13 protein-coding genes are annotated in these 14,023 nt (G+C 61.4%); 3 read left to right on the top strand and 10 right to left on the bottom strand.

Annotation, left to right across the window (positions count from 1 at the left end):
• Positions 1–120: 120 nt before the first annotated feature.
• Both AB1286_RS24905 and AB1286_RS24900 read right to left on the bottom strand, forming a co-directional pair.
• Positions 121–1,296, bottom strand: coding sequence for a GGDEF domain-containing protein (locus AB1286_RS24905; protein WP_430365902.1), 1,176 nt, complete (start codon positions 1,294–1,296; stop codon positions 121–123).
• Positions 1,297–1,462: 166 nt separating this feature from the next.
• The gene (locus AB1286_RS24900) at positions 1,463–1,957 is read right to left on the bottom strand and encodes an Lrp/AsnC family transcriptional regulator (protein WP_430365901.1); all 495 of its coding nucleotides are present in this window, start codon (positions 1,955–1,957) and stop codon (positions 1,463–1,465) included.
• Positions 1,958–2,131: 174 nt separating this feature from the next.
• Here AB1286_RS24900 and glmS point away from each other — a divergent pair, with 174 nt between their 5' ends.
• Complete coding sequence (gene glmS, locus AB1286_RS24895; protein WP_430365900.1) at positions 2,132–3,961, top strand: glutamine--fructose-6-phosphate transaminase (isomerizing); 1,830 nt, start codon at positions 2,132–2,134, stop codon at positions 3,959–3,961.
• A gap of 158 nt (positions 3,962–4,119) precedes the next feature.
• On the opposite strand, the gene hutG is transcribed toward glmS, so the two are convergent.
• The 7 genes from hutG to AB1286_RS24860 are packed head-to-tail and all read right to left on the bottom strand — an operon-like array spanning position 4,120 to position 9,916.
• Positions 4,120–4,938 (bottom strand): N-formylglutamate deformylase, encoded by an 819-nt coding sequence (hutG, locus tag AB1286_RS24890; protein ID WP_430365899.1) that lies wholly within the window; start codon positions 4,936–4,938, stop codon positions 4,120–4,122.
• Positions 4,939–4,966: 28 nt separating this feature from the next.
• Positions 4,967–6,367, bottom strand: coding sequence for a formimidoylglutamate deiminase (locus tag AB1286_RS24885; RefSeq protein WP_430365898.1), 1,401 nt, complete (start codon positions 6,365–6,367; stop codon positions 4,967–4,969).
• Positions 6,364–6,909 (bottom strand): HutD/Ves family protein, encoded by a 546-nt coding sequence (locus AB1286_RS24880; protein WP_430365897.1) that lies wholly within the window; start codon positions 6,907–6,909, stop codon positions 6,364–6,366. The genes AB1286_RS24885 and AB1286_RS24880 overlap by 4 nt, the downstream gene beginning before the upstream one ends.
• Positions 6,906–7,670 carry an amino acid ABC transporter ATP-binding protein gene (locus AB1286_RS24875; protein ID WP_430365896.1) on the bottom strand — a complete coding sequence of 255 codons (765 nt, stop codon included), beginning with the start codon at positions 7,668–7,670 and terminating at the stop codon, positions 6,906–6,908. Before AB1286_RS24875 ends, AB1286_RS24880 begins: the two co-directional genes overlap by 4 nt.
• Positions 7,667–8,335, bottom strand: a complete 669-nt coding sequence (locus AB1286_RS24870) for an amino acid ABC transporter permease (RefSeq protein WP_430365895.1) — start codon at positions 8,333–8,335, stop codon at positions 7,667–7,669. The genes AB1286_RS24875 and AB1286_RS24870 overlap by 4 nt, the downstream gene beginning before the upstream one ends.
• 17 nt (positions 8,336–8,352) lie before the next feature.
• Positions 8,353–9,126: a transporter substrate-binding domain-containing protein gene (locus AB1286_RS24865; protein WP_430365894.1), complete on the bottom strand. Its 774-nt coding sequence runs from the start codon at positions 9,124–9,126 to the stop codon at positions 8,353–8,355.
• Between the two features lie 40 nt (positions 9,127–9,166).
• Positions 9,167–9,916, bottom strand: a complete 750-nt coding sequence (locus tag AB1286_RS24860; protein WP_430365893.1) for an IclR family transcriptional regulator — start codon at positions 9,914–9,916, stop codon at positions 9,167–9,169.
• A gap of 542 nt (positions 9,917–10,458) precedes the next feature.
• Between AB1286_RS24860 and AB1286_RS24855 the strand changes: the two genes are divergently transcribed.
• Together AB1286_RS24855 and AB1286_RS24850 are read left to right on the top strand one after the other, a co-directional pair.
• On the top strand, positions 10,459–10,704 hold the full coding sequence (locus tag AB1286_RS24855; RefSeq protein ID WP_430365892.1) for a helix-turn-helix domain-containing protein: 246 nt from the start codon (positions 10,459–10,461) through the stop codon (positions 10,702–10,704).
• Positions 10,705–10,925: 221 nt separating this feature from the next.
• On the top strand, positions 10,926–11,309 hold the full coding sequence (locus AB1286_RS24850) for a hypothetical protein (RefSeq protein WP_430365891.1): 384 nt from the start codon (positions 10,926–10,928) through the stop codon (positions 11,307–11,309).
• A gap of 122 nt (positions 11,310–11,431) precedes the next feature.
• Here AB1286_RS24850 and AB1286_RS24845 read toward each other — a convergent pair whose 3' ends face one another.
• Positions 11,432–14,017 carry a filamentous hemagglutinin N-terminal domain-containing protein gene (locus AB1286_RS24845; RefSeq protein ID WP_430365890.1) on the bottom strand — a complete coding sequence of 862 codons (2,586 nt, stop codon included), beginning with the start codon at positions 14,015–14,017 and terminating at the stop codon, positions 11,432–11,434.
• Between the last annotated feature and the right edge of the window lie 6 nt (positions 14,018–14,023).

The following is a 14,023-nucleotide window of genomic DNA, read 5'->3' as shown; positions in this document are numbered from 1 at the left end:
CGCGGCATACATCGCGGCGTCGGCAACGTCGATGAGATCCTTCGAGCACGCCGTCCTTGACGATCACCCGGGCTTCGTAAAGGAATGCGGCGGCCGGTCTATTGTCGACCGACTTCGATGTCATCCGGGTTGCGCGAGTTGTTCGTCCGACTCGCCGTGCGACGAGGCCAGCACAACGCAATCTCGCCCCAAAGCCTTCGCCGTATAAAGCGCGGCATCGGCACGTGCGAGCACTCGAGCAAGCTTCTCGCCCGGTCCGAACTCGTCTACCCCTGCGCTGAACGTGTAAGGCGTTTGACCGCATGGACGCGCCGCGATCGCCATTCGCAAACCGTTGGTAAGCCGCAAAGCGTCCGCCTCGCGAGTCGCGGGGAACAACACCGCGAACTCCTCGCCGCCCAAACGACCGAACAAATCGCCTGGACGAAGCGCTTGCAGTACCGTAGACGCGAAATGCTCGAGCGCGCAATCGCCGGCCGCATGGCCATAGTGATCGTTCACTGCCTTGAAGTTGTCCAAATCCAATATCGCGAGTGCCACAGGCGCCCCGTTCGCTTGGGCCGCGGTAACGGCTGCCGCCGCGCGCTCCATAAACGCGCGCCGCACGAGCGCCCCTGTCAACTCGTCGACCGTCGCGAGCCGCTCCATGCGTTCGGCCAACCGATCGTGCGCGAGCATGACCATCCCGATCGACATAAACGGAAAACTCAGAATCCCTAGCCCTAAAAAGGCAATGTTCAGCGGAGACGGATCGAGAAACGCCACTTGATGGTCCATTCCGAGCCCATACGCCGCCGAACGCGCTAGATGAAGCACCGTGCCGACAAACGCAGCGCTAGCGAGAAAGTAGTAGCTGTATTTCGGGCGCTGCCGGTGTCGGTACTTGAGCACGGTCCATCCCACCGCGCCGCGTACGTATGCGAAATACCCCGAGCTCACAGCCACGCTGGCATCGAGATTGGGCTTCACGTAGATGAAGTAGAGAAGCACCGCATAGACGCAGAGGACCGCCGCGTATTCGGCGACCGTTGCCTTGCGCTTGCCGAAAAACTCGCGCGCGCCTTGCAGGATGGCGAAGCTCGCCACTAAGAACAGCCCATGCGCGAAGGCGACGCCGAGCCAGGGCGAAAGATGCGCACTGGCGAGAATCAGAACGATACCGATAGAGAAAATCCCGTATGCCGTGCACCAACGCGCGACGCCGCGCACGTGCGCGCTCAGCAGCGAACCGAGCACCGCGGCGCTCATCACGCAGGACATGAGCGCGATGCTAAGAAGCGCGACAGTGCTGGGCATAATTCAAATGAGTTCGTTTTCTTTCGATAGGCATGGGGCCAGACAAACCGCGCGTAACAGACGACCGATTCCCCCGTATGCGCGATATCGTATCGCACTCCCTGGTCTGACTAAACGATGTGTTGCAAAGCAACACCTATCTCGCGTATCAGGGGATCCAATGTTTTTACCTAGCTTGACGACCGAGCACCGTCGCAATGGGCGCGTTGGCCTCGAATTTCGCCCGACGCATCGAGAAGAATGTACGAACATTGCGGACGTTAGACGATTGTGTAAATAGCCTGCGAGCGAATTCGTCGTATGAACGCATGTCCGGCACCTCGACAATGACCACGAAGTCCGGCCCAGGCGAGACGCGATAGCACTGCGTGACCGCGGGCTCACCGCAAATATACGATTCAAAGGCGTCGTAATCCTCGGCAGCCTGACGGTCGAGACTCACTTCGATAACGGCCGTCACCATCGACGCAATCTTCGAAAGATCGAGCACGGCGACCTCGCGCTCGATGAGCCCCGCCTCCTTCAATTTGCGGACTCGACGCAAGCATGTCGGCGCAGAGGCGAGCGCCTTTTGAGCTAGATCAATATTCGATAGCGACGAATCTGCCTGGAGAATCGCAAGGATCCGCAGGTCAAGTTCGTCCAGTTCCAGTGCGTCCATATCGAGTCCAAGGGTCGAGGCGACCGCCCCGCCAGATGAAATTTTATTTCACATCGAATTCTATCTCAAATTCCATTTCATCTTCATCGATTTTTTGAAAGAACATTTCATCGACGGGCCATTACGATCGCTCCCACTGACCTGCGGTGCGGGTCCAATCACGGAGAGAGCGAAATGTGCGGAATCGTCGGCGCGGTTGCCCAGCGTAATGTCTTGCCTACTTTGGTCGACGGATTGAAGCGACTTGAGTATCGAGGCTATGACTCTTGCGGCGTCGTCGCCTATCAAGAGCGCAAGCTCGTGCGCGCGCGTAGCGTCGCGCGGGTTGCCGCGTTGCAGGCCGATGTGGCGTCGCTCGGATTATCGGGTTTTGCCGGGATCGCCCATACGCGGTGGGCGACGCACGGCGCGCCCGTCACGACAAATGCCCATCCGCACTTTTCTCCGAGCGACGACGATGCGCGCATTGCCCTTTCCCACAACGGCATCATCGAAAATTGCGACGCCTTGCGAGCCGAACTCCAGCGGCACGGTTACGTTTTCGCAAGCCAAACCGATAGCGAAACGATCGTTCATTTGATCGACCATCTTTATGACGGAGACCTGTTCGAGGCGGTCAAGCGTGCGGTGTCCCGGCTGCACGGCAGCTATGCGATCGCCGTCATGTGCCGCGACGAACCGCACAGAATCGTGGGTGCGCGCGAAGGGATGCCGCTCGTCGTTGGGTTGGGTGAAGGCGAGAACTTCCTGGCCTCCGACGCGATCGCCCTGTCGAACGAAACCGATCAGATCGTCTATCTGGAAGACGGCGACGTCGCCGATATCCAATTGCATCGGCATTGGGTGGTCGACCGCGACGGCCACCGCGTCGAACGCGCTGCGCACACTGTCGCTGCGCACAGCGGCGCGGCCGACTTGGGCGGCTATCGCTATTACATGCAAAAGGAGATCTTCGAGCAACCGCGCGCGGTGGCCGACACATTGCTCGACGTCAACGCCATCATGCCGGAGCTTTTCGGCGATAACGCTTGGCGCGTGTTCAACGGCATCGACTCGGTGCTGTTGCTTGCATGCGGCGGCAGCTATCACGCGGCGCTAACTGCCAAGTATTGGATTGAGAGTATCGCGGGCCTGCCTACGGCGGTCGAAATCGCGAGTGAGTTTCGCTATCGCGATAGCGTGGCCAATCCGAAGACGCTCGTGGTGGCCGTATCGCAGAGCGGAGAAACGGCGGACGTGTTGGGCGCGGTGCACGTGGCCAAGCGCGCGGGCATGGTCAATACGCTTGCGATCTGTAACGTGCCCACGAGCGCACTGGTGCGCGAATGCGCATTGAACTTCATCACGCGGGCGGGCATTGAGATTGGCGTGGCATCGACCAAGGCTTTCACGACGCAGTTGGTGGCGCTATTCCTGTTGACGTTGGCGTTGGCGCAACTTCGAGGGCGTTTGACCGAAGAGCAGGAACGACAGCACTTGCATGCGCTGCGGCATCTGCCCGATGCGATGGGCAAGGTGTTGGCGCTGGAGCCGCAAATCATGGGTTGGTCGGAAACGCTAACGCGGAAAGAAAACATCTTGTTCCTCGGCCGCGGGATGCATTATCCGATCGCGCTCGAAGGTGCGCTGAAGATGAAGGAGATTTCGTATATCCATGCCGAGGCTTATCCGGCGGGGGAACTCAAGCACGGGCCGCTTGCGCTCGTCAGCGACGAGATGCCTGTCGTGGCGGTTGCGCCTAACGACCGGTTGCTTGAAAAGCTGCGTTCGAATATGCATGAGGTCAGCGCGCGCAACGGACGGCTGTTCGTGTTTGCCGATGTGGATTGCGGGTTGTCGTCGGGACCGGGCGTGAATGTGATTCGGCTCAATGAATACTATGGGCCGCTATCGCCGATCTTGCACACGATTCCGATGCAGTTGCTCTCGTTTCATGCGGCGTTGGCTAGGGGGACCGATATCGATAAGCCGAGGAATTTGGCGAAGTCGGTGACGGTGGAGTGAGGGGTGAGGCAGAGTTGCCAGGTGCGGGTGACCCTCGAAGTTGAGGCACGCTTGACCGAGCAGCGGTTATCAATTGTGCAGAGCATCCCTGCTCGGTCGGATTGGCGCTCGTGGTCTTCGGAATGTGCCCCAAGAGGTCGCGCAAGGAAGTATCGAGCTCATTTCACCTGAGAGGCGTCCCGAGTCAGCTTGACGATTGCGTCGAGCGCACCATTCACCATGCCGCGTACCACCGGCTCCACTATCTGCGCTACCTCGGGCAGATAGTCGAACGGCGCGTCTTCGCTCATGTAGGTGGACTGACACATCTCCAGCTGCACCGCGTGCACGCCGTCCTGCGGCGCACCGGCGTGCCGCGTGATGAAGCCACCCTTGAAGCGTCCGTTCGCAATCCATGTGAACGGACTCTCCGCGGCGACGCGCTGCACCGCTTTCTGCACTGAAGGCGCGGCGGTGCGACCATCCTGCGTGCCGATGTTCAAGTCCGGCAGCTTGCCTTCGAAAAGGCGCGGCAGCACGCTCGCAATCGAGTGCGCTTCCCACAGCAGCACGTTGCGATGCTGGCGGCGCAGGCGCGTCAGTTCTTCATGCAGGGCGTCGTGATACGGCTGCCAGTAAGTGGCCACGCGGCGATTGCGCTCGGCCGCGTCCGGGGCGCAGCCCTCGCGATACAGCGGCTCACCTCGAAAGGTTTCGGTCGGGCATAACGACGTGGTAGTCAGGCCAGGATACAGGCTTTCGTCGTTCGATGGCCGGTTCAGGTCGATCACGTAACGCGACACGCGCGCACCGAGAATCGTTGCGCCGAGCGCGCGGGCGAATCCGTAGAGGCGGTCCAGGTGCCAGTCGGTGTCAGCGACCGTCAGCGCGATATCTGTGTACCGGTCGCGCAGTGCATCCGGAATCTGCGTGCCCAGATGGGGAATGGAAATCAATAGCGGCGCATCGCCGCGTTCGAGTGAGAAGAGATCGTTCATGGTGCCTGGGTTCGGTTGACGGTTACGCTCAGGCATCGGCGAGAAGCTGCGCCAGCGCGCGGCGATAGTCCGCGTAAAGCCTGGCTTCGTCGCGATGACGGCGCTCGTGGATCACGCGCTCGCCGCCGACGAAGACGTCGCGAACCGGCCTGTCGCCGTGCTCGCAAAAGACAGCGGACGACAGCCACGTCGCGCTGGTCTGCTCGGCGAGATCGGGATGATCAGAGTCGAGCACGATCCAGTCCGCCCGCGCGCCCTCCTTGAGGGCACCGGCCGCGCGGCCGGTCGCACGTGCGCCGCCCGCAAGCGCGCCATGGAAGAGGCGGTCCGCGACATGCAATGCCTGCGGCGAGGCCAGCACGTTGCGCTGACGTCGCGCGAGCCGCTGGCCATATTCGAGCAACCGCAGTTCCGCCCGCCAGTCCACGCCGATATGGCTATCCGAGCCGACGCCGAACGCGCCTCCTGCATCGAGGTAGTCGCTTGCGGGGAACAGGCCGTCGCCGAGATTCGCTTCGGTCGTAAGGCACAGGCCCGCAATCGCACCGCTCTTAGCGAGTGCGAGCGTTTCGCTTTCGTCGACGTGCGTCGCATGCACGAGGCACCAGCGCGCGTCGACGTCGAAACGCTCGAGCAGCCATTGTACGGGCCGCGCGCCAAGCGCCGCGACACAGGCGTCGACTTCCGCTGTCTGCTCCGCAATGTGGATATGCACTGGTGCGCCAGGCGACATCGCATCGAGTCCTTCAAGCGCGGCGCGCAATGAGTCTTCCGATACAGCGCGCAGCGAGTGTGGCGCGATTCCGTAACGCAGCGCGCCGTGTTCCGGACGCGCGGAGCGCAGCGTGCCGAGAAGCTTCAGAAAGGCGTCCGTCGCATTGATGAAGCGGCGCTGATCTGCGCGCGGCGGTTGAGCGCCGAAGCCGCTGTACTGGTAGAGCACCGGCAGCATCGTCATGCCGATGCCGGTCTCGCTCGCGGCATCCACGACGCGCTGCGCGAGTTCGGCCGGATCCGCGTAACGGCCGCCGTCCTGCGCGTGGTGCACATAGTGGAACTCACAGACGGACGTATAGCCGGCCTTGAGCATCTCGACGTACAGCCAGCGCGCTATCGCGCCCAGCGTCTCGGGCGTGATGCGTGCGGCGAATCGGTACATCAGGTCGCGCCAGCTCCAGAAGCTGTCCGTAGGATTGGCGCGGTATTCCGTGAGGCCGGCCATGGCGCGCTGAAACGCGTGCGAATGCAGGTTCGGCATGCCTGGAATGACCGGCCCCGCCGCACGCGCGGCATCCGCCGGCGCGGTGGTCATGTCGGGCGTAACGGCGACGAGCGTACCGGCGTCGTTCCACTCGATCAGCACGTTGGTACGCCAGCCGTCCGGCAGCAGCGCATGCGCTGCGAACAGCGATTTGGGGGATGAATTCAAGAGTCGGCTTCCGTATCCAGCGACGTGCACACCAGCACGCCGTCTCCTTCTATGGCGATCTCGACGGGATTTGCCCGGTCGATGCGCAGCGTGTCTAGTGGCGCCAGCGCGATGCACGCCGGCCCGGCCTGCACCTCGACAGATCCCTGCGTGCAAAGCAGCAAAGCCGTGTCCGCGGCGAAGGTCCGGCGCCCCGGTGCGCGCACGATGTCGACCGAAGCGCGCGCCGCACCCCGGTATGTCATCACATTGAACACCCGCACCGGGCCGTTTGCGAGGTGCGCCGTCACCGGCGCCTCGCCGGGGAAGCACGCGACGTCAAACTCACCCAGGACGCCTGCGCCGAGCGTCATCCCTGCGCCGTCGAGAACGATCAACAGGCGGTCGATGCCGTCGAAACGCGAGAACGGTCCGTCGCGATCGATATCGGCAATGCTCACGCGCCACTCGTACGCACAGGACGCGATTTCGCGCGTGATGCCGCCGCCATTCTTCCACGGCGACGCCACGAGTGCGGCGCCGCGTATCAAGGTCGGGCTCACGCGCGCGACAGCACTGCCTGGAGAAACGAGCGCGTACGGGGTTGCGTGGGCGTCGAGAAAATCTGCGCAGGGGGGCCCGCTTCGACGATCTCGCCGCCGTCCATTACAACCACGACGTCCGCCACTTCTTTCGCGAAGCCCATCTCGTGCGTGACCACGAGCATGGTCATGCCTTCGGAGGCGAGCAGCTTCATCACCTGTAGCACTTCGCCCACGAGTTCGGGGTCGAGCGCCGAAGTCGGTTCGTCGAAGAGCATGACACGCGGCTGCATCGCCAGAGCCCGCGCGATGGCGACGCGCTGCTTCTGGCCGCCAGAAAGGCTGGCGGGCATCGCATGCGCCTTGTGCTCGAGGCCCACCTTCTTGAGCAGGGCAACCGCAGCGGCTTCGGCGTCGGCTTTCGAGGCGCCGCGCAGCATGCGCGGACCCACTGTGATGTTGTGCAGCACCGAGAGATGTGGAAACAGGTTGAACGACTGGAACACCATGCCCACTTCGGTGCGCAGCGCGTTGAGCGAGCGGTCCTTGAGCATCGTGCCGTGATCGACTAGCCGGTGGCCGCAGATATCGATCGTGCCGCGCTCGGGCTGCTCCAGCCCGTTGCAGCAGCGCAGGAACGTGCTCTTGCCCGAACCGCTCGGCCCGATCACGACCACGACCTGGCTCGGCTGTATGTCGAAGTCGATGCCGTTCAAAACGCGATGTGTGCCGAACGACTTCGTGAGTTCGCGAATGCTGACGATAGGTTGAGCGTTGCTCATTGCACCATGCCTCCTGCGCGTAGCCGACGCTCGACGCGATAAAGAATGAAGTTCGTCGTTTGCGTAAGCACGAGATACACGAGCGCGATCACGATATACACTTCGAGCGACCGGTAGGACACGCTGATGATCTTTTGGCCTTCGTGCATGAGGTCGTGAATCGTCAGCAGCGACACCAGGGCCGAGTTCTTGATCAGCGCGATGAACTCGTTGCCGAGCGGTGGAATCATGCGCACGATGGCCTGCGGCAGAATGATCGCGCGCATGGCCTCTCCCGACGACATACCGATGGAGCGCGCCGCTTCCATCTGTCCGCGATCCACCGACTGGATCGCACCGCGCACGATCTCCGACACGTAGGCCGCCGAATACAGCCCGAGCCCGAGCATGCCGCACACGAACGCGGGCAAGAGGATATCGAACTGCGGCAAGCCGAAGAACAGCAGAAACAGCTGCACGAGCAGCGGCGTGCCGCGGAAGAAGATCAGATAGCCGGTGCAGAAGCCATAAACGAGCCGCCGCTGCGGATAGAGCCGGCCGATGCCGATCAGGAGGCCGAGCAGGCACGAGAGCACGAGCGCGGCGGCGGTCACTTCCACCGTGACCAGCGCGCCGTGCGCGATGTCAGCCCAACCGGCGAATGCCGGCGTGAAGTCGAGTTGCATGATTCGGGTCCGCCGGATTACTTCGCGTTCGCCGTAGTGCTGGCACTCGCGCCGAACCACTTCTTCACGATAGCGTTGTAGGTGCCGTCCGCCTTGATCTTGGCGAGCGCGGCATTCATCTGGTCGCGCAGTTGCGATTCGTCCTTGCGCACCGCGATGCCGTACGCTTCGGTCGTCAGCTCCTTATCGAGCACGCGGAAACCGGGGCGCGTGCGCACGAACTGGTACGCTGCGGGCTTGCCAGTGACGGCGGCGTCGGCACGGCCGATACCGACGAGATCGAACATTTCCTGGTTCTTTTCCACCTCCACGCGCTGCACCTGGGGATAGTTGTCGCGCAGGAAATTGACGGACTTGGTGCCGACCTGCACGCTTACTTTCTTGCCGTTGAGATCGGCGAGGGTCTTGATCGGCGAGTCCGCCTTGACAAGCGCGGAGAGGCCGCCCGCGAAGTACGACTGAGTGAAATCGACCACCTGCGCGCGCTCCGGCGTGATGTAGATGCCCGAGATCGCCGCGTCGAACCGTCGCGCCACGAGACCCGGGATCAGCCCCTTGAAGTCGATGTCCGTCCACTGGACCTGCTTGCCCATCGCCTTGGCCAGCGCATTCATGATGTCGATGTCGAAGCCGGTGCGCTGGCCCTTGTCGACGAACTCCATCGGCGGGAAGGTCGCGTCGGTTGCAACGTTGAGCACGTTCGAATCCTGCGCGAATGTCGTGCCGGGCGCGATCGCCGTCAGCAGCGCCATGCCGAGGCTTGCAGCGGAGAGAAGGGTTTTCAGTTTCATGGTGCGGGCTCCAGAGTGTGTGGTCGTCGTTGAGTGAGGCTCAGGCAGATTGCAGTCGGGTGGAGATGCCGTTGGCCGTTCGCACGGTCCAGTCGGCGAGCTGTTGTTCGCGGCCCGCCGCGCGCGACGACGGGGCCATCAGCGTGATCGATGCGCTCGCGCCCGCGCCGCGCGACATGCGCCGAAACACGGGCGCACTCACGCCCCAGACGCCAGGATCCACTTCGCTGTCGCTCACGGCGTAACCGCGCGCGCGAATGCGCTCGAGCTCCGTTTCAAGGGCGGCTCGCGCCGCGTCGTCGCCGGCAAACTGGCGCTCCAGCGCTTCGTTGCGCGTCTTCTCCGCCATGAAGGCAAGCAGCGACTTGGCGGACGCGCCCGCGCGCAACGGCACCGCGCGGCCCTTTTCGAACGAGCAACGCAGCGAGTGCGTGCTCTCGACCATTTCGAGGCAGATCACCTGGTCGTTCACGGCGATGATGAGCCCGACGCTCTCCTGCGTCGCGCGCGAGAGCTCCGCCATGCCGTCGCGGCTCGCTTCGACCAGCATCGAATTGATGTCGAAGCCGAGTGCGAGCTGCAAGCTCACGGGACCGGGGGCATAGCAGCCCGCGTCCTCCGTCACGAAGCCCCAGCGCTTAAGCAGCGTGATTTGGCGATAGAGCGTGCTTTGCGCCAGACCGGTCACGCCGAGCATATCCTTCACGGACATGGCTTTACCGTGACTCGCGAGCGCAGTAAGTACGAGCAGCAGGCGCTCGGCGCCGATGACGCTGGATTCCTGTTTCACGTTGAGTCTTGCCCGAAAGAGATGCGATTCCGATGACGCAGAATGCCACATCGCTCCCGCTGGACAAAAATGCAATTCCCATTCCGTGGGAATAATGAGCTAGGGTTTACACTGCCGTTTTACCTAAAGCCATGCTCAGTCGCAGTACCGCAATGCGAAGGTCGCAGTCGTTACGTCGGCGGGCAGACGCAACAGCGCCATGGCGTATTCGACGGCAACGGCCAACGTCACTTCGATCGGACGGCGCTAGGCACTGTTAGCTCTTTTGAATTTGGAGCTGCGCGCTTGAGACACTCGCGGGGCTGGTCGACTGGTCGGACGAAAACGCGATTTTTTGCCAACGCATTCCCTCGTTTGAAGCGTCGTTTGATCATTTCAGAAGCAACCTACAAGCGGCGTCATATTCGACTCACTGGGTCCTCGAATTGACGCTTAGCGACTACTTCGTGACGTTGCTCGGTGGATTGATGCTGGGCATCTCGTGGGCGATGGTTGAGGCCGCGAGAGTTGCGGAAGAGAACAAGGGCTTTATTTAACGAACTATGGCTATACTAGTAAGACTCGATGTGCTGCTAGCCGAGCGCAAGATGAAATCGCGCGAACTAGCGCGGCACATCGGCATTTCCGAACCCAATCTATCGCTTTTGAAATCCGGCAAGGTGAAGGGCATGCGTTTCGACACGCTCGAGCGCATCTGCGAGGTGCTTAATTGTCAACCAGGCGACTTGCTCGAGTACAAACGCGATACGGAAGCACCGTTCGGCGCGATCGAGGAGGAAGGTAAATAGCATTGCGGCAACTTTCGGTCGAGCGTTGCGCAGAATTGAGAACGCCCGCCGAAGGTCATGCCCTGGTACGACTTAACAGTCTTCAATAGTTCGAATCGCCTAGTCTTTACCCGATCTACGATTTCCGATGTCGCCTTCCGCGGCACATTGCACCGTATAAGGGGAACAACATGTTGCCTACCGAAGCGGCACCTTGGCCATGGTCGACGATGCTCTGGCCGATGCAGTTCGCGCAGACGCTTTTTGCGGCGCCAGAGCGCCTTCAACAATCGATACTGCCGTGGACGTTCGCGGGCGTGGTAGTCAATGATTCGAACTCGACAGATCCGCTCATGGAGCGGGCAATCGTCGCCAAAGAGAGTTACGGTAAGCAGTTGGGCCGCATTTCCGACGCACTCGATTCGCTGATACGGCAGACCAACGTGAAGCGGGACGATGCCATCAATGCGTTTCTCGAAATCAGAGCGCATATCGACGACATAAAGCACGGTACGGAAGCCACAAGATTCGAAGCAGTCCTGGCCGATCTACGTAAGCTCAAGCCTAATAACAGGGCTCTTTTCGACGAACGTCTCCAGCGCGTCGCAGAGTTGAACGCCGGCTAAAACCGAACGTACGAAGCGCAAATCACTTACGCGGAACTCCACAAGAAGCTGTTCGGCCAATAAGCGGAGAAGACGCGACCTCGCAAATGTGAGGTCGTCCATCCCATCCCGTCGCGCATGCATTACGGCTGCATCTGCCAACGAAGAATCGGGTGTGCGGATGCGATCGGCATCTCCCATGGACCCGCCGAGCTGAAATCCCAACCCGAGAAACTGGCCGGGTCGGCCATCTGTGCTGCGATCAATCCATTTGCCGCCGGGATCGGAATACCCTCGCCCACACCGATAGAAGTCCCGGTCGTATCTTTATCCCAGTACACGTCGTTTCCTATAACGCCGCTATTGCTGAACGCGATGCCGTAGCTCAACACCTTCGGCCCGGAGGGCGATTTGACAACCCCACCCGATACCTGCCCCGTGGCAAACGACTGGTTAATCGTCCCTAGGTTGTAGCCGACGAGCGCGGACGCGGCACCGCAAATCACATTATTCGCACAACCGGAAGCCAATACGGAGCCGGTCGCATACGACTGGGTGATCGTGCCGTCTTTGTCATTCCTCCAGACCAGCCCCGCACCGACGCCGCAGCTATCGGGCGTGCATCCCGTCGCGTCCACCGTACCCGTTGAGAACGATTGGACGATCGCGCCGGCGTAGTTCTCGTAGACGAGTCCCGCCGCGCCGGTGCAGACATCGCCATAACATGCGTTTCGCACTAGACCCGTTGCATAAGAAAGGCTGATCGTCCCGCCTAAATTCTGGCCGACGAGGCCTCCCGGGCCGTCCAAGGGACCCGTTCCCACCCCCTGAACTTCTCCCGACGCGTGCGACTGATCGATCGTGCCGTAGTTCACGCCGACCAGGCCGCCCGCTACCCCCGAGGTCACGCTTGCAGTGCTGCTCGAATGCTCAATCGTGCCGAGGTTGACGCCCACGAGTCCCCCGTCCCAAGAGTCGTTTCCGGCGTTATAGTCGACGACGCTACCCGACGTCTTGACCCGTAAGATAGTCCCGTTATTTACGCCCGCTAAGATTCCCTCGTTGGCTGTACGATCGCTGGGCCCGCCGCTTACCGCCACGTTCCCATTGAGGTTCAAATCGCGCACGACGGAGCCCGCACCCAATATCCTAAACAGCCCCACCGCGTTGCCGGTGACCTCGCGTACGGTCAGCGAGTCGATCGTGTGGCCCTGCCCGTCGAATTGGCCCATGAAAGGCGTATCGGTCGTGCCGATGGGAATAAAAATGTTGCCCCCAAGCCCTCCGGCATCGATGTTTCCGCCGAGCGCGTAATTGCTGGTGAGATCGGCCCGGACGTCGTTCAGGTCCGAAAGATTGTTGACTAGCTTGTACGCGGAAATTTGCGTTGCAATACCGCTGTCTATCGGTGAAGTCCAAAGCGCGTTAGAAAACATTGCGCCGGGAACATAGGTCCCGTTCATGTCGTAGTAAGTGCTGACGGTCCCAAGACTTCGGGACCAATCCACCACGCCGTTATTCACGATGCTGCCGCCGTTATCGATCGCTTGCGAATCGGCGCGCAACGTCAAATTGCCCGAGCCTTCGTTGATCAACTTCGAAATCTCGTCGATCGTCAGCGAACGATACGCGTCGATCGTCAGCGATGCAGCGCTGCTCCAATGCATGCCGAATCCAATGTCGACATCTCCCGTTGCGCCGCCTACACCTGTCGTTCGGATACCGATCGACGTGCCTCCATTGAGATTCGCCTGTAGCATTTGCGCGTCGACGGCATCGATCGCGTACATCGGCAGAGTGATGTTCCACACGTTCGCTTTTACCGTCGGACCGCCCGCGATCCGCAATCTCGCCGCCTGCGTATCGACCGTGCCGCCGCTGCCGTCCGCATCGCGCGCGTCGATCGTGCCGTCCATCCAAACTCTGCCTGTATCGGCGACGAGCCACACGTGACCGTCACGTATATCGGCGCCTGTCGCACGCAGCACCGCATGGTTGCCGGCGAGCGCGTAGACATTGCCATCGGCCGCTTGCAGGCTGATCTGCGCCGCTTCGATATCGCCACGATTGACGACCGTACCCGCACTGCCTTTCTGCACGAACACTTGCCGGCTTCCCGCCGAATCCTGCAATAGTATTCGTTGCCCCGCGGCAAGTTCCGTGGTGCCGTTCGATGCGCCGATGGTGCCCACGTTATCGACTTCGTTGTTAGCGAGAAGAATGACGTCGCCGAAGGTGGACGTTATATGGCCACCGTTGACGATGGCGCCGTTCGCGCTACCCAAGGGGCTCGAGAATGTAAGCGGGCCACCGTTCATGAACGTGGCGTTGTCCGTATCGAGCGTGGAGGCGACGAAGCGCCCAGCCGTGACGATGACTCCGCTGCTGCCGATGACCATGCCATGAGGATTGATCACGTAGAGATCGCCGCTCGAAGTCAGCGAGCCGAGAATGAGCGAGGGATCTTCGCCCGTGATCCGATTCAGCGTGGCACGTGCGTTTTGAAAGGAGACGCTGTTGCCCGCGCCGATCGAAAAGCTCTTCCAATCGATAACGGCCCGGTCCGTTCCTTGAACGATCCCGAGCGACGTCGCGTTGCGGTACATGACGCCGGAGCCGGCGACGAACTGCCCGCCCTGCGGTAACGGCCCCGCCGCCAGGGCGATGGCCGGCATGGTCAGCGCGACCGCGACTGCAAGACCCGCTCGGCTCGAGGCGAAAAGCATCATGGCTCC

Source organism: Trinickia sp. NRRL B-1857 (genome assembly GCF_050470685.1).
In the GTDB taxonomy this organism is placed as follows: Bacteria; Pseudomonadota; Gammaproteobacteria; order Burkholderiales; family Burkholderiaceae; genus Trinickia.
The sequence above is the reverse complement of the archived record's forward strand: the minus strand, read 5'-3'. Positions and strand labels throughout refer to the sequence as shown.

Bases quoted from the DNA above. Each gene is read 5' to 3' on its own strand.
- AB1286_RS24845 (WP_430365890.1), bottom strand. From the start codon at position 14,017: ATGATGCTTTTCGCCTCGAGCCGAGCGGGTCTTGCAGTCGCGGTCGCG.
- AB1286_RS24905 (WP_430365902.1), bottom strand. From the start codon at position 1,296: ATGCCCAGCACTGTCGCGCTTCTTAGCATCGCGCTCATGTCCTGCGTG.
- hutG (WP_430365899.1), bottom strand. From the start codon at position 4,938: ATGAACGATCTCTTCTCACTCGAACGCGGCGATGCGCCGCTATTGATT.
- AB1286_RS24855 (WP_430365892.1), top strand. From the start codon at position 10,459: ATGGCTATACTAGTAAGACTCGATGTGCTGCTAGCCGAGCGCAAGATG.
- AB1286_RS24875 (WP_430365896.1), bottom strand. From the start codon at position 7,670: ATGAGCAACGCTCAACCTATCGTCAGCATTCGCGAACTCACGAAGTCG.
- AB1286_RS24865 (WP_430365894.1), bottom strand. From the start codon at position 9,126: ATGAAACTGAAAACCCTTCTCTCCGCTGCAAGCCTCGGCATGGCGCTG.
- AB1286_RS24850 (WP_430365891.1), top strand. From the start codon at position 10,926: ATGCAGTTCGCGCAGACGCTTTTTGCGGCGCCAGAGCGCCTTCAACAA.
- glmS (WP_430365900.1), top strand. From the start codon at position 2,132: ATGTGCGGAATCGTCGGCGCGGTTGCCCAGCGTAATGTCTTGCCTACT.
- AB1286_RS24870 (WP_430365895.1), bottom strand. From the start codon at position 8,335: ATGCAACTCGACTTCACGCCGGCATTCGCCGGTTGGGCTGACATCGCG.
- AB1286_RS24900 (WP_430365901.1), bottom strand. From the start codon at position 1,957: ATGGACGCACTGGAACTGGACGAACTTGACCTGCGGATCCTTGCGATT.